Genomic DNA, 26,642 nt, shown 5'->3' with positions numbered 1-26,642 from the left:
GATCAGGCCCCCTTGCCGGAGGCCGCCGGCCGGGAACCGGCGCGGGTCCACGGCGTGAGCAGCCGCTGCACGGCGAGCAGCAGCAGGTCGGCCACGAGGGCGAGCAGCACGCACAGCACCGAGGCGGTGAGCACCTGGGCCTTGAAGGAGCTGTTCACGGCCGGGGCGATGAGGTTCCCGAGGCCGCCCTTGCCGACGATGGAGCCGACCGTCGTCAGCGCGACCGTGGAGACGGTGGCGATGCGCACGCCGGCCAGCAGCGCGGGCAGCGCCAGCGGCAGCTCGACCTGCCACATCAGCCGCCCGGGGCCGTACCCCATGCCGCGCGCCGCCTCCCGTACCTCCTCGGGGACGGCTTCCAATCCGGCCAGTACGTTGCGGACGAGGATGGTCAGCGAGTACAGCACCAGGCCGGTCACCACCAGCGCCGCGGAGAGCCCGAAGAGCGGCAGCAGCAGGGAGAACATGGCGAGCGAGGGGATCGTGTAGAGCAGGGTGGTGAAGGCGAGCACCGGCGCCGCCCAGCGCCGGCCACGGCGGGCCAGCAGGGCGAGCGGGACGGACACGGCTATGCCGATGAGCACCGACGCACCGGTGATCCATATGTGTTCGATGGTGGCGTCGGTGAGCTCCTGGGAGCGGGAGGAGACGTACTCCCAGCAGACCCAGTCGTTCGCCACCAGGCAGCTCTGCCCGGCCACTTCCTCACCCCACCCTCACCGAACCTGCGTCCCCGCACGGCACGGCCCTTCACGACACGGCCAGAGGCGACCTTAACCCCCGGCGCCGACGACGGCCGGAAATCTTCGCACGCACGCAACACTCGTCTGACGAACTCTTCGCCCATACGGCCGCGCCGGTGGGGGAGGATGGCGGTGTGATCCGATTCGAGCACGTGACCAAGCGCTACCCCGACGGGACGACGGCCGTGGAGGACTTGTCCTTCGAGGTGGCCGAGGGTGAGCTGGTCACGCTCGTCGGGCCGTCCGGCTGCGGCAAGACCACCACCATGAAGATGGTCAACCGACTGATCGAGCCGACCTCCGGCCGGATCCTGCTCGGCGGCGAGGACATCGCCGCCGCAGATCCGGTCGAACTGCGCCGCCGGATCGGGTACGTGATCCAGCAGGTCGGGCTCTTCCCGCACAAGACGGTGCTGGAGAACACGGCGACCGTGCCGCAGCTCACCGGCACCCCGAAGGCCAAGGCCAGGGCGCGGGCCGCCGAGCTGCTCGAACTGGTGGGGCTGGACCCGGCGGTGTACGGCGGCCGCTACCCCGAGCAGCTGTCGGGCGGGCAGCGCCAGCGCGTCGGAGTGGCCCGCGCGCTCGCCGCCGATCCGCCGGTGCTGCTGATGGACGAGCCGTTCGGGGCGGTGGACCCGGTGGTGCGCGAGCGGCTCCAGAACGAGTTCCTGACCCTGCAGAAGACGGTGCGCAAGACGATCCTGCTGGTCACGCACGACCTGGAGGAGGCGATCCGGCTCGGCGACCGCATCGCGGTCTACGGCGCGGGCACCATCGAGCAGTTCGCGCGCCCCGCCACCGTGCTCGGCGCCCCCGCCACTGACTACGTGGCCTCCTTCGTCGGCGCCGACCGGGGGCTCAAGCGGCTTGCGGTCACCCCCGTCGGGGCGGCCGACCTGGTGGCGGTGGACGGCACCTCCCCGGTCCCGGCCGCCGCGGTGGCTCTGGGGGCGACGCTGCGCGAGGCGCTCGCCGCCCTGCTCCAGGAGGACTCGGGGCGGATCGCCGTCACGGACCCGCGATCGGGCGCCCTGGTCGGCGTACTGACCCCGGAGGGCGTCCACCGGGCCCTGCGCCGCGCAGAACTGCAAGAGGCGTAGCGCGGGGTGCGAAGCCGAAGGGCCCGACCGTGGCCGGGCCCTTGGCGTCGTCGCGCGGCGGCCGGGGAAGGCCCGGGCAGGGCTGCTGCGAGGCGCCCGGGCCGGCCCCGGCCGCCGCTCAGGCCTGGAGGCGGCCGCTCATCCATGCCAGCATCGGCGCGATCTCGCGGCGCCAGGTGTTGAAGTTGTGGCCGCCGCTGTCGAGGATGATCGAGGAGACCCGGTCCGGGCCCTTGACCAGCTTGATGAACTTCCTGGTGTCGCCGAGGTTCGGCTCGCCCTTCTCGCTGCTGGTGACGAGGAAGGACGTGCCGGACGGCTTCTTGGCGCCCATGCTGTGCAGCACGTCCGCGTGCTTCCGCAGCTTGTCGTCGCCGTGGAACAGGTCACCGGTCGTCGGGTCGTCGGGGGCCTCGTAGTAGGCGGACAGACCCGCGGCGGCGCCGAAGGTCTGCGGGTAGTGCGCGGCGATCTTCAGGGCGCAGTAGCCGCCCGTCGAGTTGCCGATGAAGCCCATGTTCTGCGGCTTCTTGCCGACCCGGAAGGTCTCCGTGATGGCCTGCGGGAGGTCCTGCGCGAAGAAGGTCTCGGTCTGCGGGCCACCGGGTATGTCCACGCACTCGGTGTCACGCGGCGGCGCGACGGTCGGGCGCAGCATGACCAGGATCATCGGCTTCATCTTGCCCGCCTTGGCCTGCTTGAAGGCCGTCATCGGGTAGTTCAGCCCTTTGATGAGGTTCTCCGCGGTACCCGGGTAACCCGTCAGGACGATGGACGCCGGGAAGTTCTGGTCCTTGTGCTGCGGCTGGAAGTACTCCGGCGGGAGCCACACGTAGCCGGGGCTCGTTATCTTCGACTTCTGCCCGGTTATGGCAACCTTCAGGATCTGACCACCCACCTGGGGCTTGCCGCCGCCGGGCACGTCCAGCTTCTGCTTGTCGACGACCTTGATGACCTGACTGCTCATCGAGTGGTCGACGACCTTGCCGATGGACGTCTCCTGGCCGAACAGGTCCGCCCACGAACCGTAGAAGAGGAAGGACTTGTTGGCAGCGAGCCCCACCGCCGAGAACAGCGCCAGCTGGGTCGCCAGCAGGAGGCCGATCCGGCCGGTGAACGCGCGCCAGGTGCGGCCCGAAAGCTTCGGCCAGAACCAGACCGTGGCCGCGAAGAGCAGCACACCGGCGATGATGGCCAGCGCCAGAACCGTATTACTGGTGAGACCCATGAGCAGTCAGTCGACTTTCTGATGGCAGGACTGGATTTTTCCGACGGAAGAGTGAACCCGCTCCTCGTCGATGTCGTCCTAATGGACGCACCACACACCGGAGGCTGTCGCAGTCTTCGGCCACATGATCTCTCGCGGAGCAACGGGAAGCGATGTCTAGCAGGATAGATGGCGATAAGTCGGGACAGGTTCCGAGCGGGGTCCGCCGGATCTTCCGCGGACCGAGGCCGGAGTCGGTGCCCGGCCTGGTAGGTACGGCCGTCATGATCGTCGGCCTTCTGGACATCGCGGCCGGTGTCTTCCCGCGCTTCCGGCACAGCCGGTTCCACGCGGTCACCGAAGTGCTGCCCGGTTCCCTGGGCCCCTTCGCGGCGGCCCTGTCCATCAGCGCGGGCGTGCTGCTGCTGCTGCTCGCCCACGGGCTCAAGCGGCACAAGCGGCGCGCCTGGCGGGCGGCCGTGGTCCTGCTGCCCGCGGGCGCCGTGGCGCAGTTCACCTACCGCCACTCGGTCATCGGCGTGGTCATCGCGGCGGTGCTGCTGGCGCTGCTGCTGCGCCATCAGAGTGAATTCAAGGCGCTGCCCGACCCCCGCAGCCGCTGGAAGGCACTGGCGAACTTCGTCCTGATGAGCGCCGGTTCCATCGGACTGGGCCTGGTCATCGTCAACGTCCACCCGGGCAAGGTCGTCGGCAAGCCGGGCCTCTACGAGCAGATCACCCACGTCGTCTACGGCCTCTTCGGCTTCGAGGGCCCCGTCGACTACGCCGGCCGGGTGTCCTGGACCGTCGGGTACTCCCTCGGCGCCCTCGGCATGGTGACCGCGCTCACCACCATCTACCTGGCCTTCCGCCCCGAGCACCCCGCCGCGCGGCTCACCGCCGACGACGAGACCAAACTGCGCGAGCTGCTCTCCCGGCACGGTGGCCGCGACTCGCTCGGCCACTTCGCGCTCCGGCGCGACAAGGCCGTCGTCTTCTCCCCCAGCGGCAAGGCCGCCGTCACCTACCGCGTCGTCTCCGGCGTGATGCTCGCCTCCGGCGACCCCATCGGCGACGTCGAAGCCTGGCCCGGCGCCATCGAGCGGTTCATGGAGGAGGCCAAGGCCCACTCCTGGACCCCGGCCGTCATGGGCTGCAGCGAGACCGGCGGCGAGGTCTGGACCCGCGAGACGGGCCTGGACGCCCTGGAACTGGGTGACGAGGCGATCGTCGACGTCAAGGACTTCTCCCTGTCGGGCCGCGCCATGCGTAACGTCCGCCAGATGGTGAAGCGCATCGAGCGCAACGGCTACACCACGAAGGTCCGCCGGGTCAGCGAACTCACCGAGGCCGAGCTGGAGCAGGTCCGCGGCGCCGCCGCGGCCTGGCGGGGCACCGACACCGAGCGCGGCTTCTCCATGGCGCTGGGCCGGGTCGGCGACCCGGGCGACGGCGACTGCTTCATCGCCACCGCCCACCGGGTCGAGGAGGGTGACACCAGCCCCTTCGGCGACCTCAAGGCCGTCCTGCACTTCGTCCCCTGGGGCTCCGACGGCATGTCGCTGGAGCTGATGCGCCGCGACCGCGCCGCCGACCCCGGCATGAACGAGCTGCTGATCGTGGCCTCGCTGGAGGCCGCCCCCGCGCTGAAGATCGAAAAGGTCTCGTTGAACTTCGCGATGTTCCGCTCGGCACTGGCCCGCGGCGAGAAGATCGGCGCCGGCCCGGTCCTGCGGATGTGGCGCGGCCTGCTGGTCTTCCTCTCCCGCTGGTTCCAGATCGAGTCCCTGTACAAGTTCAACGCGAAGTTCCGCCCCCGCTGGGAGCCCCGCTTCGTCGTCTTCCGCACCACCCGCGACCTGCCCCGCATCGGCTTCGCCGCGATGCAGGCCGAGGGCTTCGTGACCCTGGCGCTCCCGCGGCTGTTCGCCGGCCGCCGGCGCCCCAAGCCCGTCCGCACCTGCGCCCACGACCACGCGGCGCGGGTCCCCGGCCAGGCCGAGCGCAAGGTCCAGGCCGCGTAGGCGGCGGGGCGGCCCCCGCGCCGTCGCACGCACCCGGGGCCCCGGCGGCCGGAAGGCGCCGGGGCCCTGCCGTATCCAGGTCAGCCCTACCCTTGGACCTATGAACACCAAGAGCGGAGCCACCGGCAGGGGCCGGGTCGCAGGTCTGCCGGAGTGGGACCGCTGCGGGGTCATGGGCGTCGTCAACGTCACCCCCGACTCCTTCTCCGACGGTGGCCGCTGGTTCGACACCACCGCCGCCGTCAAGCGCGGGCTCGACCTCGCCGCCCAGGGCGCCGATCTCGTCGACGTCGGCGGCGAGTCCACCCGGCCCGGCGCCTCCCGCGTCGACGAGGACGAGGAGCTGCGCCGCGTCGTACCCGTCGTGCGCGGCCTGGCCTCCGAGGGCGTCGCCGTCTCCGTCGACACCATGCGCGCCACCGTCGCCGCCCGGGCCGTGGCCGCCGGCGCCGTCCTGGTCAACGACGTCAGCGGCGGACTCGCCGACCCCGGGATGATCCCGGCCGTCGCGGCCGCCGAGGTGCCCTTCGTGGTCATGCACTGGCGCGGCTTCAGCGACGGCATGAACAGCCTCGCCGTCTACCGGGACGTGCTCGCCGAGGTCACCGCCGAACTCCGGACGCGGATCGAGGCCGTCGTGGCCGGCGGCATCGCCCCCGAGCGCCTCCTCGTCGACCCGGGCCTGGGCTTCGCCAAGAACGCCGAGCACGACCTGGCCCTCGTCGCCCACCTGCCCGAGCTGCGCGCCCTCGGCTTCCCGCTGCTGGTCGCCGCCTCGCGGAAGCGTTTCCTCGGCCGGGTCCTGGCCGGCGCGGCCGACGCCGCCCCGCCGCCCGCCCGCGAACGCGACGCCGCCACCGCCGCTGTCTCCGCCATCGCCGCCCACCAGGGCGCTTGGGCCGTACGGGTCCACGAGGTACGGGCCACCGCGGACGCGGTTCGCGTGGCCCGCGCCGTGGAAGGAGCGCTGTGACCACCGACCGAGAAGGAGCCCTGTGAGCACAACCGACATCGAAGCGGTCGAAGAGGTCAACACGGCCTTCTACGAGGCCATGGAGCGGGGGGACTTCGACGCGCTGTCGGCGCTCTGGCTCGATGACGAGATCTCCTGCGTGCACCCCGGCTGGCCGGTGCTCTCCGGCCGCGGCGAGGTACTGCGCTCCTACGCGCTGATCATGTCCCACACCGACTACATCCAGTTCTTCCTCACCGACACCAAGGTCGCCGTCATAGCCGACACCGCGCTGGTGACCTGCACCGAGAACATCCTCAGTGGCGGCCCCGCCGAGGACGGCGGGGAACTGGGCCCCCTGGTGGGCCAGCTGGTCGTCGCCACGAATGTGTTCCGACGCACATCGCAGGGGTGGCGTCTGTGGTCCCACCACGGTTCTCCCGTGCTGACGGAGTCCGACGACGACGAGGAGGAGGACGCCGCCTGACCCCTCCGGCGGGGCCGGAGGTGTTTCGCGGGTAAATTCGAGGACGGACGACGCCGACCGCACTCGGCGTAGGCCCATGGCCCCGGGGAGCCCCGGGACCGGAAGCACCTACGAAAGCAGGAGTGATTCGCGTGGATCGTGTCGCGCTGCGCGGCCTCAAGGCTCGCGGGCACCACGGCGTCTTCCCCCGGGAACGCGAAGAGGGCCAGACCTTCATCGTCGACCTCGTGCTGCACCTCGACACCCGCCCGGCGGCGGCCGGCGACGACCTGGCGAAGACCGTGCACTACGGGGTCGTCGCCGAGGAGGTCGTCGACGTGGTCCAGGGAGAGCCCGTCGACCTGATCGAAACCCTGGCTGAGCGGATCGCCCAGCAGTGCCTGAAGCACGAAGCGGTGGCACAGGTGGAGGTCGTCGTCCACAAGCCGGACGCGCCCATCACCGTCCCCTTCGACGACGTGACCATCACGATCACCCGGAGCCGCGCATGAACAACGGACTGAACACCCAGAGCGACCCCACGGTCCAGCCGGTACCCGCCTCCGTCGTCGAGACGGTGGACGCGGCGGACGTCACCCTGTCCAACCCGAAATGGGCCGTCATCGCGCTCGGCGCGAACCTCGGCAACCGGCTGGAGACCCTCCAGGGCGCCATCGACGCCCTCGGCGACACCCCCGGCCTGCGGGTCAAGGCCGTCTCCCCCGTGTACGAGACCGAGCCGTGGGGCGTGGAGCCCGGCTCGCAGCCCGCGTACTTCAACGCCGTCATCTCGGTGAAGACCACGCTGCCCCCGTCCTCGCTGCTGGAGCGCGGTCACGCCATCGAGGAGGCCTTCGACCGCGTCCGCGAGGAGCGCTGGGGCCCGCGCACCATCGACGTCGACATCGTCTCGTACGCCGACGTGGTCTCCGAGGACCCCCTCCTGACCCTCCCGCACCCGCGCGCCCACCAGCGGGCCTTCGTCCTGGCCCCGTGGCACGACATCGACCCCGAGGCCCGGATCCCCGGACACGGCGACGTCACCGGCCTCCTGGCCGAAATCGGCCTCACCGGAGTCACGCCGCGCCCCGACCTGGAACTCCGCCTCCCCGAGTAGTCGTTAGCCTGTGGACTGCTGAAGGATCGGTGCGGGAAGCGGGGAACGCGCAAGTGAAGCAACTGAGGCCGGCCGTGCTGGCGGGGATCTTCGTCGTCGCCGGGGTGCTGTCCTGGGCGGGCGCCCGGCTGTGGAACGCCTACGGCACCCTGCCGGGCGTCCCTCTGGCCGCGCCGATCGTCCTGGGCGTCATCGCCGCGGTGCTGCTGGCGACAGCCCTGTCGCTGCGTGCCCGCCTCAAGGCGCAGCGCGAGCGGCGGCCGGGCGCCAAGGGCGTGGAGCCGCTGATGGCGGCCCGCGCCGTGGTGTTCGGACAGGCCAGCGCGCTGGTGGCGGCCCTTGTGGCAGGCGCGTACGGCGGTGTGGGCGTCTTCCTGGTGACCGAGTCCCTCGACGTCCCCGCCCGCCAGGACCAGGCCTGGTACGCCGGCGCCTCCGTCCTGGCGGGCGCGGCGGTCGTCGCCGCCGCCCTCTTCCTGGAGCACGTCCTGAAGCTCCCGGAGGACGACGACGAGTCCCCCGAGGCCCCGGCCCCGGCCTAGGAAAGCCCGCGGGCCCTCTCGTCGGTCAGAGCGCCCGGTACGCCTGGTGCATCCGGTACGCCGGGTGCGCCCGGTGCGCCGGGTGCGCCCGGTGCGCCGGGTGCGCCCGACCGACGAGACACCATCTGGCTAGCGGGCGATGATCAGGCTCATGGCCTCGTTGCGCGTCGCCGGGTCGCGGAGCTGGCCGCGGACCGCCGAGGTGATGGTCTTCGCGCCGGGCTTGCGCACCCCGCGCATGGTCATGCACATGTGCTCGCACTCGATGACCACGATGACCCCGCGCGGGTCCAGGATCTCCATCACGGAATCGGCGATCTGCGTGGTCAGCCGCTCCTGGACCTGGGGCCGGCGGGCGAAGACGTCCACCAGGCGGGCCAGCTTCGACAGCCCGGTGATCTTGCCGTTGGTGGACGGGATGTAGCCGACGTGCGCGACCCCGTGGAACGGCACGAGGTGGTGCTCGCAGGAGCTCATGACCTCGATGTCCTTGACCAGGACCATCTCGTCGTGGCCGATGTCGAAGGTCGTGGTCAGCACCTCCTCGGGCTTCTGCCACAGACCCGCGAATATCTCGCGGTACGCCCGCGCCACCCGCGCGGGGGTCTCCCGCAGACCTTCGCGGTCCGGGTCCTCGCCGACCGCGATGAGGAGCTCTCGGACGGCCGCCTCGGCGCGCTTCTCGTCGAACTCGCCGATCGTGCCCTCGCCACCGGTCAGGGTCACTGGGTCGGTCATCTCTTCCTCGTTCCTGTCTGCAACACACTCGCGGACCTGTGAAAACGCCGCGCCCCCCAGGCTAGAACCTGGGGGGCGCGGCTTCCATTCCGGACGGATCAGGCCTCGGGGCGGTCCTCAGGGGCCACCTCGGCGCCCTTCTCCGTGGAGACCGGCGCGGCGGCGGCCGATGTGCCGTTCGCCGAATTCGTCAGCTGGAGCTCCTTGGGAGAGAGCACCGGCGGACGGGTGGAGGGGGTGCGGCGGGAGGAGCCGGTCCACGCGGGGCGGGCCGGACGCTTCACGATCGTGGAGAAGATCTCGGCGATCTGCTCCTTGTTCAGCGTTTCCTTCTCCAGCAGCGCGAGGACCAGGTTGTCGAGGACGTCCCGGTTCTCGACGAGGATCTCCCACGCCTCGTTGTGCGCGGTCTCGATGAGCTTCTTGACCTCTTCGTCGACCAGCGCCGCGACCTCTTCCGAGTAGTCCCTCGGGTGCGCCATCTCACGCCCCAGGAACGGCTCGGTGTTGTCGCCGCCGAACTTGATCGCACCGAGACGCTCGGTCATGCCGTACTGCGTGACCATGGCCCGCGCCGTGGCGGTGGCCTTCTCGATGTCGTTCGCCGCGCCCGTCGTCGGGTCGTGGAAGACCAGCTCCTCGGCCGCGCGCCCGCCCAGCATGTAGGCCAGCTGGTCGAGCATCTCGTTGCGCGTGGTCGAGTACTTGTCCTCGTCGGGCAGGACCATGGTGTAGCCCAGTGCCCGGCCGCGGGACAAGATCGTGATCTTGTGGACCGGGTCGGAGTTCGGGGAGGCCGCCGCGACCAGGGCGTGACCGCCCTCGTGGTACGCGGTGATCTTCTTTTCCCGGTCCGACATGATCCGGGTCCGCTTCTGCGGGCCCGCCACGACGCGGTCGATCGCCTCGTCCAGCATGTGGTTGTCGATCAGCTTCATGTCCGAGCGGGCGGTCAGCAGGGCCGCCTCGTTCAGGACGTTGGAGAGATCGGCACCGGTGAAGCCGGGGGTGCGGCGGGCGACGGCCGAGAGGTCGACGTCCGGAGCGACCGGCTTGCCCTTCTGGTGGACCTTGAGGATCTCCAGACGGCCCTGCATGTCCGGACGGTCGACCGCGATCTGCCGGTCGAAGCGGCCGGGGCGCAGGAGCGCCGGGTCGAGGATGTCGGGACGGTTCGTGGCGGCGATCAGGATGACCCCGCCCTTCACGTCGAAGCCGTCCATCTCGACGAGCAGCTGGTTCAGGGTCTGCTCGCGCTCGTCGTGACCGCCGCCGAGACCCGCACCGCGGTGCCGGCCGACGGCGTCGATCTCGTCGACGAAGACGATCGCCGGGGCGTTGGCCTTGGCCTGCTCGAACAGGTCACGGACACGCGAGGCACCGACACCGACGAACATCTCGACGAAGTCGGATCCGGAGATCGAGTAGAAGGGCACACCGGCTTCGCCCGCGACGGCGCGCGCCAGCAGGGTCTTGCCGGTGCCGGGCGGGCCGTACAGCAGCACGCCCTTGGGGATCTTGGCGCCGACGGCCTGGAACTTCGCCGGCTCCTGGAGGAACTCCTTGATCTCGTGGAGTTCCTCGACGGCCTCGTCCGCACCCGCGACATCGGCGAACGTGGTCTTCGGGGTGTCCTTGGTGATGAGCTTGGCCTTGGACTTCCCGAAGTTCATGACCCGGGAGCCGCCGCCCTGCATCTGGTTCATCAGGAACAGGAAGACAACGACGATGAGGACGAAGGGCAGGAGCGAGAGCAGCACGCTCAGGAACGGGCTGGTCTTGTCCGGCGTGACGGAGTATCCGTCCGGGATCTGACCGGCTTCGTACTTGGTCTGGAGGTTCTGGGCGAGCTGGACGCCCTGATCCCCGATGTAGTTGGCCTGGAACTTGGTGCCGTCATGCTTGCCGAGCTTCTGGTCCTTCTTGAGCTCGATCTTGATCATCTGGCTGTCGCCGGTGGTCAGCTTGGCTGTCTCCACCTGGCCACTGTTGATCGCCTTGATGACCTCGCTGGTGTCCACCGACTTGTAGCCGCCGCCGGAGCCGACGACATTCATCAACACGACCACGGCGAGGACGGCCAGCACGATCCACATGACCGGCCCACGGAAGTATCGCTTCACGTCCATCCATACGGGGCGCCAGGCACCCCGTCCCTCCTGCCCGTAGGTAAATGCTGCTGTGAGTAAAGACTGTTCTTCGGAATGTACCCCTGTATTGTCACCCGCGGCCTCGTGGGACGGCTGACAGACCCGCTTCCCCTGCTCCAACGGCGGGGATCGTCCACAGGTTCCCCGGCTCGCCGGGGCGCCCCTGGGGCGGGGGCGGATCAGCCGCCGTAGACGTGCGGGGCGAGCGTGCCCACGAAGGGCAGGTTGCGGTACTTCTCCGCGTAGTCCAGGCCGTAGCCCACGACGAACTCGTTGGGGATGTCGAAGCCGACCCACTTCACGTCGATCGCGACCTTGGCCGCGTCGGGCTTGCGCAGCAGCGTCACGACCTCCAGGGAGGACGGCTCGCGCGAGCCCAGGTTCGACAGCAGCCAGGACAGCGTCAGGCCGGAGTCGATGATGTCCTCGACGATCAGGACGTGCTTGCCCTTGATGTCGGTGTCCAGGTCCTTGAGGATCCGCACCACGCCGGAGGACTGGGTCCCGGCGCCGTAGGAGGACACCGCCATCCAGTCCATGGTGAGCGGGGTGGACAAGGCGCGCGCCAGGTCCGCCATCACCATCACCGCGCCCTTGAGGACGCCGACGATGAGCAGGTCCTTGCCCGCGTACTCCGCGTCGATCTTCGCGGCCAGCTCGGCCAGCTTCGCGTCGATCTCTTCCTTGGTGATGAGCACCGACTGGAGGTCGTCGCCCATGTCCTTCTCGTCCACCCGCATCACTTTCGTTGTCGGCCGGGGCTCCGGGGGGTGCCCCCCGGAGGACTCAGCCGTGTTTCAGCACCAATCAGCCCTGCCGGATGACAAGTCTGCCACCCTGCCGCTGGGCCTCGACCCGTCCGGGCAGGTTGATGGCGCCCTGACCGCGCCATCCGGTGATGAGACGGTCGACTTCCTCGATGTGGCGGGCGAAGAGGGAGCCGGCGGGGGAGCCCGCGGCGACCACGGCCCTGCGCAGCACCCGGCGGCGGACGGCCGGGGGCAGGGCGTACAGCTTCGCGCACTCCAGGCGGCCGTCCTCGTCCCGTACGCCGCTCTCCGCCTCGGCTGCCCAGGCGTCCAGGGCGTCGGCGTCGTCGCGCGAGAGCTGGGCGGTGCGGGCGAGCGCCTCGACGACCCCCTTGCCCAGCGCCTTCTCCAGGGCGGGCAGTCCCTCGTGGCGCAGGCGGGAGCGGGTGTAGGCGGGGTCGATGTTGTGCGGGTCGTCCCAGACGGGGAGGGACTGGGCCATGCAGGCCTTGCGGGCGGTCTGCCGGTCGACCTGGAGGAAGGGCCGGCGGTAGCGGTGGCTGCGGCCGGTGGCGCCGGACACTTCGGCCATGCCGGACAGCGAGCGGATGCCGGATCCGCGGGCGAGTCCCAGCAGGACGGTTTCGGCTTGATCGTCCCGGGTGTGGCCGAGCAGCACGGCGGCGGCCCCGAGGCGGTCGGCGGCCTCGTCCAGGGCGCCGTAGCGGGCATCGCGGGCGGCGGCTTCGGGCCCGCCGTCACGGCCGACGCGCACGGCGGCGGATTCCACCGGGTCCAGGCCGAGGGCGGTCATGCGGGAGACGACCTCGGCGGCGCGCAGGTCGGAGCCGGGCTGGAGTCCGTGGTCGACGGTGATGCCGCCCGCGCGGATGCCGAGTTTGGGGGCCTCGAAGGCGAGGGCGGAGGCGAGCGCCATGGAGTCGGCCCCGCCGGAGCAGGCGACGAGGACGAGTGGCGGGGTGCTGCCGGCCGTGCGAGGGTCGGCGCGGAGGATCCCCCCGGCCGGAGTCCTGGTGAGGTCGGTGAGATCGGTGAGGACGTCGTGGAGTACGCGGCGGACCGCCAGGCGTATCGCCGCGACCGCAGGATGGGGACCCATGTCCGGTGCCCTTCGATGGTGTTCGGATGCCTCGGAGGCGTTGGGGAAGGTGGTGCTGCCCGGCGCCCCCGCAGGACGGGGGTTGTCACTCAGAGTGCGTCGATGGTGACAGAACCGAGCCGTTCCCTGAGCATCGCACGCCCTTCCGCGGCCCACGGTCCCTCGGACGGGTGACGCTGCTTCCCCCAGTGAGACATGTTTACACCCCCCGAGTCACACCTATTCGCTCTCTTCGCTCCCCTTGCGGTGGACGCGCGCCACCCAGTCCGCGGGCCGGGCGATCTCCGCCTTGGTCGGCAGTGTGTTCGGAGAGGTCCACACGCGGTTGAAGCCGTCCATGCCGACCTGGCCGACGACGGCGCGCACGAAACGCTCGCCGTCGCGGTACTGGCGCATCTTGGCGTCGAGTCCGAGCAGCTTGCGCAGGGCGGTGTCGAGCCGGCCCGCCCCGCTGGCCCGGCGCTGCTGGAACTTCTCGCGGATCTCGGCGACGGAGGGCACGACCTGCGGTCCGACCCCGTCCATGACGAAGTCCGCGTGGCCCTCCAGGAGGGACATGACGGCGGTGAGCCGGGCCAGGACCTCCCGCTGCTCGGGGGTCTGCACGAGTTCGACGAAGGAGCGGCCCTCGTCGCCCCGCTCGGCGTCGGGGCCGGCGCCGGCGAAGGACTGGGCGGCTTCCCGGATGCGCTCCAGGATGGTCATCGGGTCCATTTCGGTGGCGCCGAGGAACGTCTGGATTTCGCCTTCGAGGTGGGCGCGCAGCCACGGGACGGCCGTGAACTGGGTACGGTGCGTCTCCTCGTGCAGGCACACCCACAGCCGGAAGTCGTGCGGGTCCACCTCCAGTTCCCGCTCGACGTGCACGATGTTGGGGGCGACGAGCAGCAGCCGGCCGCCGCCGGCGGAGCCGGGCAGGTCGCGGGAGACCGGCGCGAAGGTCTCGTACTGGCCCAGGACCCGCGAGGCGAGGAAGCTGAGCAGCATGCCCAGCTCGACGCCGGTGACCTTGCCGCCGACCGCCCCGAGCACGGCTCCGCCGGGGGTGCCGGCGCGGCGGTCCTGCATCTTGCCCAGGAGGGGCTGGAGCAGTTCGCGGAAGCCCGCCACATTCGCCCTGACCCAGCCGGCCCGGTCCACCACCAGGACGGGGGTGTCGTTCACGGCGGTCCCCTCGGGGATCATCCCGGTGAACGCGCGCACGTGCCGTTCCGAGGTCCTGGCGTGCTCGCGCAGCTCCGCGACGACGGCCCGGGCCTCGTCCCGGCTGACCTCCGGGCCGGGCCGCACCAGCCGGGTCGCGGTCGCCACCGCGAGGTTCCAGTCGACCATCTCCGCACCACTGATGCTCGTCATGCGTCAACCGTACGTGGACCGGCCTCCGGGCGGACCCCCTTGGAGCCCGCCGCCGCGGCCGGCTGCGGCGCGGGCGGCCCCGGGCGCCCGGGGCCCGGCATGAGCGGCGCGGCACTGCGGAGGCTAGCTGGTGGCCGCCACCGCGGCGGCCAGCTTGTCGAGGCCCTTCTCGGCGGCCGGGCCGTCGGGGCTGTTGGCCGTCAGGAAGGCGAAGGCGACGAGTCGCCCGGACGGGTCGACGACGGTGCCCGCGAGGGAGTTCACGCCGGTCAGCGTGCCCGTCTTGGCACGGAGCAGGCCGGCCGCCGGCGAGGTGCCGGCGTTGCGGGAGCGCAGGGTGCCGGTGAAGCCGGCGACGGGCAGTCCGGTCAGGACGGGCCGCAGCTGCGGGTGCGCGGGGTCGGTGGCCTTGGCGAGCAGTCCGGTCAGGAGGCCGGCGCTGACCTTGTCGGTGCGGCCCAGGCCGCTGCCGTCGGAGAAGCGGCAGCCGGAGGTGTCCAGGCCGAGGGAGTCGAGGCGGGAGGCGACGGCCTTCTCCCCTCCCTCGAAGCTGGCGGGCTGCCCGGAGGCGAGGGCGGTCTGCCGGGCGAGGGCCTCGGCGATGTCGTTGTCGCTGTTGGTCAGCATCCGCTCGACAAGGCCGGCCAGCGGTGTGGAGAAGGTGGCGGCCAGCGGCTGGGCTCCCTGGGCGGCCCCGGCACGGACGGGTGCGCCGGTGACCTTGACCCCGCGCTCGGCCAGCAGGGCGGCGAAGGCCCGGGCCGCGTCCCCGGAAGGGTCGTCGGTGCGGTCCGCGGGGCCGGAGGCGGATTCGTCGGGGCGGCCCTCGTCGGCGGTCAGGGCGGTGACGGGCGCGATGTTGGGGTTCTCGCCGATCGGGTGGCGGGCGGGGCCGGTGTAGAGGCCGTCGTCGTAGCCCACGGACACGCTGTCGGTGCCGGCGGCCTTCAGGGCCCGGGCGGTGTCGGCGGCGAGGGCGACGAGGCTGCCGCCGGATCCGGCGGGCTTCTTCTTCCTGGCGGTCAGGGAGGGGTCGCCGCCGCCGACGAGGACGATCTGTCCGGGTCCGGCGCCGGGGACGACGGTGGTCCTGATCCGGTGCTCGGGCCCGAGGGCGGCCAGCGCGGCCGCCGCGGTGGCGATCTTGATCGTGGAGGCGGGGGTCATCGCGTCCCGTGCTCCGGACTCGAACAAAACCTCCCCGGTGGCGGTGTCGACGACGGAGGCGGTGCGCACCGTGCCGAGCGCGGGGTCCGCGAGCAGCGGCCGCAGCGCGGCGGCGAGGCCCTCGGAGGCGGTCGCCGCCTCCGTGCGCGGGACGGCGGGGCCGATGGCTCCGAGGACGCCGGGCGCGCTCGGAGCGGGCACCGGAAGGCCGCCGGGACCGTGATCTGCGCCACCCGTGGGGCCCCAGGAGGCGACCCTGTCCCGCTCGGCCTTACGCTGGCCGGAGTCCCAGGGACCGGCGGCGCTCACCACGGCCACCGACAGGGCGAGGCCGGCGACGGCCGAGCCCGCGATGAGCTGCCACGTCTTGTCCAATGGCACCTCGGACCAGCCCCTTTCGCGATCACACATATGCGTGAGGGACACTTAACCACTGCGTCTTGCCGCGAGCATGGCACCCCACCCGGCAGGGCTGGGCCGGACGGCGCACGCAAGTGGATCAATGCAGTCTCGAAGCAATGAAGCTGATCATGGAGGAGCAGGACGTGGAGTTCGACGTCACCATCGAGATCCCCAAGGGTTCGCGGAACAAGTACGAGGTGGACCACGAGACCGGCCGGATCCGTCTGGACCGTCGCCTCTTCACCTCGACCAGCTACCCGGCCGACTACGGCTTCGTCGAGAACACCCTCGGCGAGGACGGCGACCCGCTGGACGCGCTGGTCATCCTGGACGAGCCGACGTTCCCCGGCTGCCTGATCAAGTGCCGCGCGATCGGCATGTTCCGCATGACGGACGAGGCGGGCGGCGACGACAAGCTGCTGTGCGTGCCGGCCTCCGACCCGCGTGTCGAGCACCTGCGCGACATCCACCACGTGTCCGAGTTCGACCGCCTGGAGATCCAGCACTTCTTCGAGGTCTACAAGGACCTGGAGCCGGGCAAGTCCGTCGAGGGCGCGAACTGGGTCGGCCGCACCGAGGCCGAGGCCGAGATCGAGGCCTCGTACAAGCGCCTGGAGGCGCAGGGCGGCCACCACTGACCTCGCGGTCGGCGGTGACGGGCCGGGGGGCTGCCCCGCGCCCGGTGTGACATGGCGGGCGGTACCCCCTGGAGGGGTGCCGCCCGCCGTCGTGTCCCGGGGGCCGTGCTCCCGGAGGCGGTCCCCCTTCGCCGCGGATGATTCAGTTCCGCATACTGATAGCGCAGGTGATCACTGACTGGAGGACGCGTGGCGGAGGCCGACGGGGCACAGGACAAGAAGCCCCAGTCAGACGAGGCGCACAGCGCCTTCACGCCTCCCCCCGGAATGGAGCCGGAGGCACTGGAGGAGGACCAGCCCACCTCGGAATTCGCCCGGCCGGCGGGCGCCGAACCGGTGTCCGCCGAACCGGAGGGCTCCGCCTTCGCCACCCCGGCCACCTACAGCGCCCAGCACTCCCCGCCCGCCTACACCCCCGGTCAGGGGTTCCCCGTCGCCCTGCTGAAGGAATCCCCCTGGCAGGACCGGATGCGCACGATGCTGCGCATGCCGGTCGACGTGCGGCCGGTGCCGGACCTGGTGCAGCGGCCGACCGAGGCCGGGCCGCCCGTGGGCCGCGTGCTCGACCTGACCCTGCGCATCGGGGAGCTCCTGCTCGCGGGCGGCGAGGGCGCCGAGGACGTGGAGGCCGCCATGTTCGCGGTGGCCCGCTCCTACGGCCTGGACCGCTGCGAGCCGACGGTCACCTTCACCATGCTGTCGATCACCCACCAGCCCACCCTGGTGGGCGACCCGGTCTCGGCGAGCCGGACCGTACGGCGCCGCGGCACCGACTACAACCGGCTCGCCGCCGTCTTCCGGCTCGTGGACGACATCAGCAACGCCGAGATCGACGTCTCGCTGGAGGAGGCCTACCGGCGCCTCGCCGAGATCCGCCGCAACCGCCACCCGTACCCCGGCTGGATGCTCACGGCCTGCGCCGGGCTTCTCGCCGGCGCGGCCTCCACGCTGGTCGGCGGCGGGACGCTGGTGTTCATCGCGGCGGCGCTCGGGGCGGTCCTGGGCGACCGGCTGGCCTGGCTGTGCGCCGGGCGCGGGCTGCCGGAGTTCTACCAGTTCGTGGTCGCCGCGATGCCGCCCGCCGCCATCGGGGTGGCGCTGAACATGACGGGGATCGACGTCAAGGCCTCCGCCGTGATCACCGGCGGGCTGTTCGCGCTGCTGCCGGGGCGGGCCCTGGTCGCGGCGGTGCAGGACGGCCTGACCGGCTACTACATCACCGCCTCCGCCCGGCTCCTGGAGGTCATGTACCTCTTCATCGGGATCATCATGGGCGTGCTGGTGGTGCTCTACCTCGGCCTCCAGTTCGACTCCTCGCCCAGGCCGGAGGAGGTGCTCCAGATCACCCAGCGGCCGCTGATCCAGATCGCGGCCTCGATGGTGCTGGTCTTCACCTTCGCGATCCTGCTCCAGCAGGAACGCTCCACGGTGTGGATCGTGACCCTGAACGGCGGCGTCGCCTGGGTGACCTTCGGAGCCCTGCACTACGCCGGCGAGATCCCGCCCGTGCCGTCCACGGCCATCGCCGCCGGGCTGGTGGGCCTGTTCGGGCAGCTCTTCTCCCGCTACCGCTTCGCCTCCGCCCTGCCCTTCACCACGGCCGCGATCGGCCCCCTGCTGCCCGGCTCGGCGACGTACTACGGGCTGCTGCTGATCGCCGAGAACCGGCTCAACGAGGGACTGGGCTCCCTCACCAACGCCGCGGCCATCGCGCTGGCCATCGCGATCGGGGTCAACCTGGGCTCGGAGACCTCACGGCTGTTCATGCGCATCCCGGGCGCGGCGAGCGCCGCCAAGCGCCGCGCCGCCAAGCGCACCCGCGGCTTCTGACGGGCACGCGTACGCCCCGGGACCCCCAAGGGGTCTTCCGGGGCGTACGCGGGGCCTGCCGGCCGCCTGGGCCTAGCGCTTGGCGTGGCGGCCGCGCTGACCCGGGGCCTGGGCACCCTCGCCGTCGAGCGGGGCCGCGCCGGCCTTCGCCTTGTTCTCCTTGCGCGCCTTGAGGACTTCGAAGATCACCGGGATCAGGGAGATGAGGACGATCAGGACCAGGATCGCCTCGACATTGGTCTTGATGAACTCGATCTGTCCGAGCCAGTAGCCCGCGACCGTGATGCCCGCACCCCAGCCGATGCCGCCGATGACGTTGTACGTCAGGAAGGTGCGGTACTTCATCGAGCCGGCTCCCGCGACCATCGGCGCGAAGGTGCGGATGATCGGCACGAAGCGGGCGAGCACGATGGCCTTGGGCCCGTGCTTCTCCATGAACTCGTGCGCCTTGTCGAGGTTCTCCCGCTTGAAGACCTTGGACTTCGGCCGGTTGAAGATCTTCGGGCCGAAGAACTTGCCGATCAGGTAGCCGACCTGGTCGCCGACGACGGCGGCGACCACGATCAGCGTGCAGACCAGCCACAGCGGCTGCTTGATGTACTCGCCGTTGGCGACCAGCAGCCCCGCCGTGAACAGCAGGGAGTCACCGGGCAGGAACGCGAACAGTCCCGACTCCGCGAAGACGACGACCAGGATGCCGATCAGTCCGAAGTGCGAGATCAGATAGTCCGGGGACAGCCACTGAGGGCCGAGCGCAAGCGTGTACACGGGTTCCGGACTCTCCTGGATCGGGGGGCGTGCCGGCGGCTGCAGGCGGGGTGCGGGCGGAGCGGGCGGTTTCAATTATCAACGCACGCGACCCCCGCCCGGTTCCAGGGACCGGCGGGGGCCGCGCGCGCGTGGTCCCGTCTACGCCCCGCGCACCGCGTTGGCCGTGATCGCGTCCCGCAGGAACACCGCCAGACCCGGCCTGACGGCGTCGTAGTGGGCGGCGAACCGCTCGTCCGCGATGTACATCTCGCCGAGGCAGGTGTGCATCGCGTGGGAGCAGTCGTAGTGGTTCTGGCTGATCCAGCCGCGGTGCTCCTCCGCCAGGTCCATGGCCGCGGCCGATCCGGCGGACGCGCCGCAGTCCATCAGCGCGGCCAGCCGCCGGTTGATGTCCTCGGCCTCGGCGAGGATCCGCTTCCAGTCGTCCTTGGTGTGGGCGGCGGCCCGGGCACGCGACTGCGCGTACGCATCGGTGGCGCCCCAGCGCTGCTCGGCCTCCTTCGCGTACTGCCCCGGATCGTGGTCCCCGAAGACCTCGAACCTCTCCTCGGGCGTGAGGTTGATGCCCATCTTCTTCGCCTCCATGGCGTGCTCGACGGCCTCGGCCATCTGCTGGAGCCGGGTGATCCGCTCGGACAGCAGGGCGTGCTGCCGGCGCAGGTGCTGTTGCGGATCCGACCGCGGGTCGTCCAGCAGGACCGCGACCTCTTCGAGGGGGAAGCCGAGCTCCCGGTAGAACAGGATCCGCTGCAGACGGTCGAGGTCGGCGTCGTCGTAGCGCCGGTGGCCCGCGTGGCTGCGGCCGCTCGGCGACAGCAGCCCGATCTCGTCGTAGTGGTGCAGGGTGCGCACCGTCACTCCGGCGAGTCCGGCGACCTTGCCCACGGAGTAGCCCATCGACTCCGCTCCCCCTCTCTTTCCCTGTGGGTACGCCCCTCACTGTGGTCCCTCACGCCGCGTGAGGTGCAAGCCCGCCCGTCACGGAGCCCGCGCTACCCGCTCATGGCGCGGGTCCCGTCGACGGATTCGCGGATGATGTCCGCGTGGCCCGCGTGCCGGGCGAACTCCTCCACCAGGTGCAGGAGCATCCAGCGCACCGAGACCTCCGCGTCCTTCGGGAACCAGGGCGCCGGCGGGAGCGGGAAGGTGTCGTCGAGGCTGGGGACGGCCGCCACGAAGGCCTCCGTCTCCCGCGCGACCCCGTCCCAGTGGGCCAGCACCGAGGGCATGCTCTCCCCGTCGACGAGGCGGAAGGCGTCCTTCCAGGCGTCCGGGGCGGCCCCCTGGCCACCCGCGTCGGCGCCGGCCCCCTGGCCGCCCGCGTCGGCGCCGGCCACGCCGTCTCCCGCGCCGGGCGCCGGGGAGGCGTCCTGCGGCCGGCGCCGGGCCATCCGCAGCCAGTTGAGCTCTACCTCGGCCGCGTGCTTGAGCAGCCCCGACAGTGACAGCTCGCTGACGCAGGGGCGGCTCGCCGCCTGCTCCTCGCTCAGCCCCAGGGCCGCTTCCCGCAGCGCCGCGCGCTGCGCCTCTACGAAGGCGAGCAGCGTGCCCCGCTCGTCGCCTGGGATCTCCGTGGAAAGCCGTGCCATGACCTACCGCCTCGGGTGTCGGTGCCTCTCCTGCTGACACCCGTCACGCTACGGAGCCTTGCGGACGACTTCTGTCCGCGATCGAACGCCGACCGGTTCAGTTGGGCGCGATCTCCCCGTCCGGGCGTATCGCCGGGAGGGCGGTGGCCGGCTGCGGCAGCAGCGCCTTGGACAGGTCCTGCCTGCCCGTCGGGTCGAGCCCGTACATCGCCTCGTAGATCTTGCGGACCGCCGGTCCCGACGCGCCCGAGCCGGTGCCGCCCTGCGAGATCGTCATCACGATCGCGTAGTCCTCGGTGTACGAGGCGAACCACGAAGTGGTCTGCTTGCCCTGCACCTCGGCGGTACCGGTCTTGGCGTGCATCGGGATCTGCTTCTGCGGCCAGCCGCCGAAGCGCCAGGCCGCGCTGCCGGTGGTGGCGACCGAGGCGAGCGCCCCGTCGATGTCGTCGCGGGTCTTGGCGTCCATCGGCAGCTTGCCCTGGACCTTCGGCTCGATCTCCCGGACCGAGCTGCCGTCCGCGCTGACGACGGCCTTGCCGACGCTGGGCTGGTGCAGCGTGCCGCCGTTGGCGATGGCCGCGTAGACGGAGGCCATCTGGACGGGCGTCACCAGGGTGTCGCCCTGGCCGATCGAGTAGTTGATCGCGTCGCCCTCGCGCAGCTGGTTGCCCTGGCGGCAGTTCTCGTAGGCGATCTTCTCGGCGAAACTGCCGTTCTTCTTGCCGTCCCGGCACCAGGCGGCCTTGTTCGCCTCGAAGAAGTCCTGCTTCCACTTGCGGTCGGGGACCCGGCCGGCGACCTCGTTCGGCAGGTCGATGCCGGTGGGCTTGCCCAGCCCGAAGTCGTGGGCGGTCTTGAAGAACCAGTCGTTGGGGTTCTTCTTGGGGCTGATGCCGCCGTCCTTCTTCCACTCCTGGTCCGCGATGGCGTAGTAGACCGTGTCGCAGGAGACCTCCAGGGCGCGCCCGATGGTGATGTCCCCGTAGCCCTGCGACTCGAAGTTGGTGAAGGTCTGGTTGCCCACCGAGTAGGAGCTGGGGCAGCCGTAGCGCCCGTTGAAGGGGTACCCGGCGTTCACCGCGGCGGTCGAGGAGACCACCTTGAAGATCGAGCCGGGCGCCGCCTGGGCCTGTATCGCCCGGTTCAGCAGCGGGTAGTTCGAGTCCTTGTCGGTGAGCTTCGCGTAGTCCTTGCCGGAGATGCCGCCCACCCAGGCGTTCGGGTCGTAGGTCGGGTTCGAGGCCATGGCCACGACGCGGCCGGTCTTGGCCTCCATGACCACGACGGCCCCCGCGTCGGCCTCGTAGGTGCGGTGGGTGTTCTTGTCGTACGTCTTGCGGGCCTCGACCATCGCGTTGTTCAGCTCGCGCTCCGCGACCGCCTGCACCCGCGAGTCGATGGAGGTCACGATGTTCGAGCCGGGCAGCGCCTTGTCGGTCTGGCCCTGGCCCGTGACCCGCCCGAGGTTGTCCACCTCGTAGCGGGTGACGCCGGCCTTGCCGCGCAGTTCCTTGTCGTAGGTGCGCTCCAGGCCGGAGCGGCCGACCTGGTCGGAGCGCAGGTAGGGCGAGTCACCGTTCTTCGCCTTGGTGATCTCCTCGTCGGTGACCGGCGAGAGGTAGCCGAGCACCTGTGAGGTGTTCGCCCCGTCCGGCCCGGCGTAGCGGCGCATCGCGGTGGGCTCGGCGGTGATGCCGGGGAAGTCCTCGGCGTGCTCGTGGATCTGCAGGGCCTGCTCGGTGGTGGCCTCGTCGCTGACCGGGATCGGCTGGTAGGGGGAGCCGTTCCAGCAGGGCTGCGGGGTCTTGGCGTCGCAGAGCCGGACCTTGTCGACGACCTCCTGGGGGTTCATGCCCAGGACCCCCGCGAGGCGGGTCAGCACGGCCTTGCCGCGGTCCTTCATCGCGAGCAGCTCGGTGCGGCTGGCGGAGACCACGAGGTGGGTCTCGTTGTCGGCGAGCGGAACGCCGCGCGAGTCCAGGATCGAGCCCCGGACGGCGGGCTGGACCACCCGCTGGACGTGGTTGTTCTTGGCCTTGTCCGTGTACTCCTGGCCGTTGCGTATCTGGAGGTACCAGAGCCGTCCGCCGAGGGTGAGCAGGAGCGAGAAGACCACGATCTGTATGACGACGAGCCGGTTCTGGACCCGAGGGGTCCGGCCGGTCTGCGGTATGTTGCTCAACTCTGATCTCCCCCGGGCGGCGCCGCGTACGCCCGCCCGAGTCTAGAACGGCTCCCCGCTAGAACGGGAAGCGCGTCCGGCCGTGCTGCACGGAGATCCACTTCTGGGTGGTGAAGGCCTCGATCGTGGCCTCGCCGTTGAGCCGGCCCAGGCCCGAGGCCTTCTCGCCGCCGAAGGCCGCCAGCGGCTCGTCCCCGATGGTCGAGTCGTTGACGTGGATCATCCCGGTCTCGATGCGCTGCGCGAAGCGGACCCCGCGTTCCACGTCCCGCGTGTGCACGGCGCCGCTCAGGCCGTACGGGGTCGCGTTGGTCAGCCGTACCGCCTCGTCCTCGCCGTCGAAGACCACCAGCAGGGCCACCGGGCCGAAGATCTCCTGGCCCAGCAGCGGGGAGTCCTCGGGGAGCCCGGCCAGGACGGTGGGTTCGACCAGGTTGCCGCGCGTAGACCCCCGTACGAGCGCCTGCGCGCCCGCCTGCACGGCCTGGTCCACGAGCGCGGTCAGCGCGTCGGCCTGGAAGGAGTTGATCAGCGGGCCGATCTCGGTGTCGGCCTCGTGCGGGTCGCCCGTCCGCAGGGCCCGCACCCGCGCGGTGAACTTCCCGGTGAACTCCTCCGCGATCGCCGCGTCGACCAGGATCCGGTTGGCGGCCATGCAGACCTGGCCCTGGTAGACGAAGCGGCTGAAGACGGCCGCGTCCACCGCGTAGTCGACGTCGGCGTCGTCGAGGACGACCAGGGCGCTGTTGCCGCTGAGCTCCAGGACCGTCCGCTTGAAGTGGCGGGCGGCGACCGCCCCCACGTGGCGCCCCACCCGGTCCGAGCCCGCGAAGGAGATGACCTTGGGGACCGGGTGGGTCAGGAGCGCGTCGCCTATCTCGGCTATGTCGGTGACCAGGACGTTCAGCAGACCCGCGGGGAGCCCGGCGTCCTCGAAGATGCGGGCGATGACCCCGCCGCCGACGACGGGTGCGTTCTGGTTGGGCTTGATCACCACCGCGTTGCCGAGCGCCAGCGCGGGGGCGACGGACTTCAGCGTGACCAGGAAGGGGAAGTTGAAGGGGCTGATCACGGTGATCACGCCGACCGGGAGGCGCTGGACCCGGTTCTCCTTGCCCTCGACCGGCGAGGCCAGGATCCGGCCCTGGGGGCGCACGGCCAGCTGGATCGCCTCGCGGAGGAACTCCTTGGCGAGGTGGACCTCGTACTCGGCCTTGGGACGGGTCCCGCCGAGCTCGTCGATCATCGCCTCGACGATCTCCTTCTCGCGCTCCTCGGTGATCCGCAGGGCGCGCTCCAGGACCGTGCGTCTGCTGTAGGGGCTGGTGGCCGCCCATTCCCGCTGCGCGCGCTCGGCGGCGCGGTAGGCCTGGTCCACCTGCTCGACGGTGGCCACCGTGATGGCCGCGAGCTTCTCCCCGTTGTAGGGGTTGACGTCGATGATGTCCCACGAACCGGTGCCGGCCAGCCATTCGCCGTCGATGTACTGGTGAGCCAGGTCGCTGAATATGGACATGCCATCCCTTACTGCGAGCGCGCACCCGTGCGCTGCACCGGAGACCGATCGGTCATCATGCACTGATCAGACGTCATACTACGTGCGAATCAAGACAGTTGGAGCAGGCCACGGAGAAGATCGCGGGTCCGGTCCGCGTCCGGGCAGTCGGCCTGGAGCCGCTCCATGGCGCGGCCGTACTGCCCCACTTCCTCGTCCTTGTCCAGGTAGAGAGCGCTGGTGAGCTGTTCCAGATAGACGATGTCCTGGAGGTCCGACTCGGGGAAGCGCAGCAGGGTGAAGGCCCCGCTCTCGCCCGCGTGGCCGCCGAAGGAGAAGGGCATCACCTGGAGCTGCACGTTGGGCCGCTGCGAGACCTCGATGAGGTGCTCCAGCTGCCCGCGCATGACGTCCCGGTCGCCGTACGGGCGGCGCAGCGCGGCCTCGTCGAGGACGGCGTGGAAGACCGGGGCGCTCTCGGAGACCAGCACCTTCTGGCGCTCCAGGCGCAGGGCGACGCGGCGGTCGATCTCGGCGGCGGTGGCACCGGGCATGCCGCGGCTGACGACGGCGTGGGCGTACGCCTCGGTCTGCAACAGGCCGTGCACGAACTGGACTTCGTAGATGCGGATGAGCGAGGCCGCGCCCTCCAGACCGATGTACGTCTGGAACCACCCGGGCAGCACGTCGCCGTAACTGTGCCACCAGCCCGTCGCGTTGGCCTCGCGGACCAGGCCCAGCAGCGACTCGCGCTCGGCGTTGTCCGTGACTCCGTAGAGCGTGAGGAGGTCCTCGACGTCCCTGGCCTTGAAGCTCACCCTTCCCAACTCCAAGCGGCTGATCTTCGATTCGGATGCGCGGATCGAGTAGCCGGCCGCCTCACGGGTGATGCCGCGGGATTCTCGGAGTCGCCTGAGCTGCGAGCCCAGGAGGATGCGACGCACCACAGAACCGCTGGCTTCTGCGGTCACTAGTACTGCCCTCCCCATCGCAATGGCGTGCGCATGGTGTGCGCGGTGCGGTGGGGCCCCCGCACCCCAGGTCCCGCAGTCTGCCACCAAAACGCATCGGTCCGTACTCGTTCTGTAACGGAATACGGGCTCCCGGAAAAGAAGTCCGCTCGCATGCGTAGGAAGAAATGAGCAAGAACCGTCACGGGAGTGGACAGGTCCGGCGCGTGCACGTGCATCTGCCCTTGCATCCGGCTCCGGCATTCGGAACGATGGTCCCCGCGCACCTGCGTGCTCCTCGCGCCGGCGCCGGACCCACCCCGCAGTTCTCTTTGGACAAAGCCGCCGCTTAGTCCGCGAATCCCGGGAGTGCCTCGCATGGGGACGAATGGATCGACCATGCTCGAGCCGTTACGGCAGGGGCTTCCCCCGGTCGACCCCACGGCTGTCTCCGGGTCCGCCTCCTGCGCTCTGCCCGCCCGCTTCGAGGCGGTGCGGGGCGCGCGCACGTTCACTCGCTCGACGCTGTCCCAGTGGGGCCTCGACGGGCGCTTCGACGACGTGGCGCTGGTCGTCTCCGAGCTCGTCACCAACGCGCTGCGCCATGCCCTGCCGGAGGATTCCCGGCGGGCGGGCGAGGCGGAGCCGCCGGTGCGCCTGCACCTGATGCGGTGGCGCACCCGGCTGGTGTGCGCGGTGCGCGACCCCAGCGAGGACCGGCCCGGTGGCTGCTTCTCCCCGGAGCGGACGGACGAGAACTTCGACCTGGAGTCCGGGCGGGGGCTGTTCCTGGTGGACAGCTACAGCGACAGCTGGGGCTGGCACCCGCTCGCGGGCCGGCTCACCGGCAAGGTGGTCTGGGCCCTCTTCCTGCTCCACGACTGAGACGGGTCCGGGCCCGGCGCTGAGCCGGCCCCCGGAGCACGAGGGCATCCGATACGGACAACTGGCCGGGATTGATCATTGCGATCAGTCCCGGCCAGTGCACGTGCACGGCTCGATCGGAGCGCTCCGCGCCAACCGTTCGTCAGCTGATCAGATGATCGAATTCGCCGTCCTTGACGCCCAGGAGCAGGGCCTCTATCTCGGCGGGTGTGTAGACGAGCGCCGGACCGTCCGGAAAGCGCGAATTGCGCATGGCGACATCGCCGCCGGGCAGCCTCGCGAACTCCACGCAGGAACCCTGTGAGTTGCTGTGTCTGCTCTTCTGCCAGGTCAGTCCATACAAGGAAGCGAGTTCTGCAGCTGCCATCCCGTTGTACGCGTGGTCCACAGGAAGCCCCCGATAGTGCAGATGTCAACTGCACCGGATCATAGCTGTGTTCACAAGCGCCTGCATGGGCAGATG

Annotated in this window: 23 protein-coding genes and 2 pseudogenes; 10 read left to right on the top strand and 15 right to left on the bottom strand. The window is 70.7% G+C overall.

What is annotated here, in order from left to right:
- Positions 1–2: 2 nt before the first annotated feature.
- Positions 3–701 carry an ABC transporter permease gene (locus AMK16_RS19965; protein ID WP_073917569.1) on the bottom strand — a complete coding sequence of 233 codons (699 nt, stop codon included), beginning with the start codon at positions 699–701 and terminating at the stop codon, positions 3–5.
- A 176-nt stretch (positions 702–877) separates the two neighbouring features.
- Between AMK16_RS19965 and AMK16_RS19960 the strand changes: the two genes are divergently transcribed.
- The gene (locus AMK16_RS19960; protein WP_073917567.1) at positions 878–1,846 is read left to right on the top strand and encodes an ABC transporter ATP-binding protein; all 969 of its coding nucleotides are present in this window, start codon (positions 878–880) and stop codon (positions 1,844–1,846) included.
- A 118-nt stretch (positions 1,847–1,964) separates the two neighbouring features.
- On the opposite strand, the gene AMK16_RS19955 is transcribed toward AMK16_RS19960, so the two are convergent.
- Positions 1,965–3,074: an alpha/beta hydrolase gene (locus tag AMK16_RS19955; protein WP_073917564.1), complete on the bottom strand. Its 1,110-nt coding sequence runs from the start codon at positions 3,072–3,074 to the stop codon at positions 1,965–1,967.
- Positions 3,075–3,226: 152 nt separating this feature from the next.
- On the opposite strand from AMK16_RS19955, the gene AMK16_RS19950 reads away from it, so the two are divergent.
- The 6 genes from AMK16_RS19950 (at position 3,227) to AMK16_RS19925 (ending at position 8,154) form a co-directional block, all read left to right on the top strand.
- Positions 3,227–5,077: a phosphatidylglycerol lysyltransferase domain-containing protein gene (locus AMK16_RS19950; protein ID WP_073917561.1), complete on the top strand. Its 1,851-nt coding sequence runs from the start codon at positions 3,227–3,229 to the stop codon at positions 5,075–5,077.
- Between the two features lie 100 nt (positions 5,078–5,177).
- Positions 5,178–6,050 carry a dihydropteroate synthase gene (gene folP / locus AMK16_RS19945; protein WP_073917559.1) on the top strand — a complete coding sequence of 291 codons (873 nt, stop codon included), beginning with the start codon at positions 5,178–5,180 and terminating at the stop codon, positions 6,048–6,050.
- A 22-nt stretch (positions 6,051–6,072) separates the two neighbouring features.
- Positions 6,073–6,516: a nuclear transport factor 2 family protein gene (locus tag AMK16_RS19940; RefSeq protein WP_073917557.1), complete on the top strand. Its 444-nt coding sequence runs from the start codon at positions 6,073–6,075 to the stop codon at positions 6,514–6,516.
- A gap of 131 nt (positions 6,517–6,647) precedes the next feature.
- Positions 6,648–7,007, top strand: coding sequence for a dihydroneopterin aldolase (folB, locus tag AMK16_RS19935; protein ID WP_030010912.1), 360 nt, complete (start codon positions 6,648–6,650; stop codon positions 7,005–7,007).
- Positions 7,004–7,612, top strand: a complete 609-nt coding sequence (gene folK, locus AMK16_RS19930) for a 2-amino-4-hydroxy-6-hydroxymethyldihydropteridine diphosphokinase (protein ID WP_073917554.1) — start codon at positions 7,004–7,006, stop codon at positions 7,610–7,612. Before folB ends, folK begins: the two co-directional genes overlap by 4 nt.
- Before the next feature lie 53 nt (positions 7,613–7,665).
- Entirely contained in the window at positions 7,666–8,154 is a 489-nt protein-coding gene (locus AMK16_RS19925; RefSeq protein ID WP_073917552.1) for a DUF3180 domain-containing protein, read from the top strand.
- A gap of 129 nt (positions 8,155–8,283) precedes the next feature.
- On the opposite strand, the gene folE is transcribed toward AMK16_RS19925, so the two are convergent.
- The 6 genes from folE to dacB form a co-directional block, all read right to left on the bottom strand.
- A complete protein-coding gene (folE, locus tag AMK16_RS19920) occupies positions 8,284–8,892 on the bottom strand; it encodes a GTP cyclohydrolase I FolE (protein WP_073917550.1) in 609 nt (202 codons plus the stop codon).
- 98 nt (positions 8,893–8,990) lie between these two features.
- On the bottom strand, positions 8,991–11,021 hold the full coding sequence (gene ftsH / locus AMK16_RS19915) for an ATP-dependent zinc metalloprotease FtsH (RefSeq protein WP_073917548.1): 2,031 nt from the start codon (positions 11,019–11,021) through the stop codon (positions 8,991–8,993).
- 200 nt (positions 11,022–11,221) lie between these two features.
- Positions 11,222–11,782, bottom strand: a complete 561-nt coding sequence (hpt, locus tag AMK16_RS19910) for a hypoxanthine phosphoribosyltransferase (protein ID WP_073917546.1) — start codon at positions 11,780–11,782, stop codon at positions 11,222–11,224.
- Positions 11,783–11,849: 67 nt separating this feature from the next.
- Positions 11,850–12,911, bottom strand: coding sequence for a tRNA lysidine(34) synthetase TilS (gene tilS, locus AMK16_RS19905; RefSeq protein WP_073917543.1), 1,062 nt, complete (start codon positions 12,909–12,911; stop codon positions 11,850–11,852).
- Between the two features lie 219 nt (positions 12,912–13,130).
- Positions 13,131–14,267, bottom strand: a complete 1,137-nt coding sequence (locus tag AMK16_RS19900) for a zinc-dependent metalloprotease (RefSeq protein ID WP_073917540.1) — start codon at positions 14,265–14,267, stop codon at positions 13,131–13,133.
- Between the two features lie 123 nt (positions 14,268–14,390).
- Positions 14,391–15,845, bottom strand: coding sequence for a D-alanyl-D-alanine carboxypeptidase/D-alanyl-D-alanine endopeptidase (gene dacB, locus AMK16_RS19895; protein ID WP_073917537.1), 1,455 nt, complete (start codon positions 15,843–15,845; stop codon positions 14,391–14,393).
- 134 nt (positions 15,846–15,979) lie between these two features.
- Between dacB and AMK16_RS19890 the strand changes: the two genes are divergently transcribed.
- Both AMK16_RS19890 and AMK16_RS19885 read left to right on the top strand, forming a co-directional pair.
- On the top strand, positions 15,980–16,474 hold the full coding sequence (locus tag AMK16_RS19890) for an inorganic diphosphatase (RefSeq protein WP_008742522.1): 495 nt from the start codon (positions 15,980–15,982) through the stop codon (positions 16,472–16,474).
- Positions 16,475–16,663: 189 nt separating this feature from the next.
- On the top strand, positions 16,664–18,304 hold the full coding sequence (locus AMK16_RS19885; RefSeq protein WP_073917534.1) for a threonine/serine ThrE exporter family protein: 1,641 nt from the start codon (positions 16,664–16,666) through the stop codon (positions 18,302–18,304).
- Between the two features lie 129 nt (positions 18,305–18,433).
- Here the strand turns inward: AMK16_RS19885 and AMK16_RS19880 are convergent.
- From AMK16_RS19880 to AMK16_RS19855, 6 genes and pseudogenes are all read right to left on the bottom strand, one after another.
- Positions 18,434–19,072 (bottom strand): annotated as a pseudogene (locus tag AMK16_RS19880) (DedA family protein); the annotation flags it as partial.
- A 141-nt stretch (positions 19,073–19,213) separates the two neighbouring features.
- The gene (locus AMK16_RS19875) at positions 19,214–19,972 is read right to left on the bottom strand and encodes a MerR family transcriptional regulator (protein WP_073917530.1); all 759 of its coding nucleotides are present in this window, start codon (positions 19,970–19,972) and stop codon (positions 19,214–19,216) included.
- A 95-nt stretch (positions 19,973–20,067) separates the two neighbouring features.
- Positions 20,068–20,664: a DinB family protein gene (locus AMK16_RS19870; protein WP_073917528.1), complete on the bottom strand. Its 597-nt coding sequence runs from the start codon at positions 20,662–20,664 to the stop codon at positions 20,068–20,070.
- A 109-nt stretch (positions 20,665–20,773) separates the two neighbouring features.
- Positions 20,774–22,849, bottom strand: a pseudogene (mrdA, locus tag AMK16_RS19865) (penicillin-binding protein 2); the annotation flags it as partial.
- Between the two features lie 58 nt (positions 22,850–22,907).
- A complete protein-coding gene (locus tag AMK16_RS19860) occupies positions 22,908–24,365 on the bottom strand; it encodes an aldehyde dehydrogenase family protein (RefSeq protein WP_073917527.1) in 1,458 nt (485 codons plus the stop codon).
- 89 nt (positions 24,366–24,454) lie between these two features.
- Positions 24,455–25,333: a helix-turn-helix domain-containing protein gene (locus AMK16_RS19855; protein ID WP_073917525.1), complete on the bottom strand. Its 879-nt coding sequence runs from the start codon at positions 25,331–25,333 to the stop codon at positions 24,455–24,457.
- A gap of 339 nt (positions 25,334–25,672) precedes the next feature.
- Between AMK16_RS19855 and AMK16_RS19850 the strand changes: the two genes are divergently transcribed.
- Entirely contained in the window at positions 25,673–26,179 is a 507-nt protein-coding gene (locus tag AMK16_RS19850) for an ATP-binding protein (RefSeq protein ID WP_073917523.1), read from the top strand.
- 142 nt (positions 26,180–26,321) lie between these two features.
- Here AMK16_RS19850 and AMK16_RS19845 read toward each other — a convergent pair whose 3' ends face one another.
- Complete coding sequence (locus AMK16_RS19845) at positions 26,322–26,567, bottom strand: DUF397 domain-containing protein (protein ID WP_199885484.1); 246 nt, start codon at positions 26,565–26,567, stop codon at positions 26,322–26,324.
- Positions 26,568–26,642: the final 75 nt, after the last annotated feature.

Source organism: Streptomyces sp. CB00455 (assembly GCF_001905445.1).
GTDB lineage: Bacteria > Actinomycetota > Actinomycetes > Streptomycetales > Streptomycetaceae > Streptomyces.
This window is presented reverse-complemented; position numbering and strand designations above follow the sequence as displayed.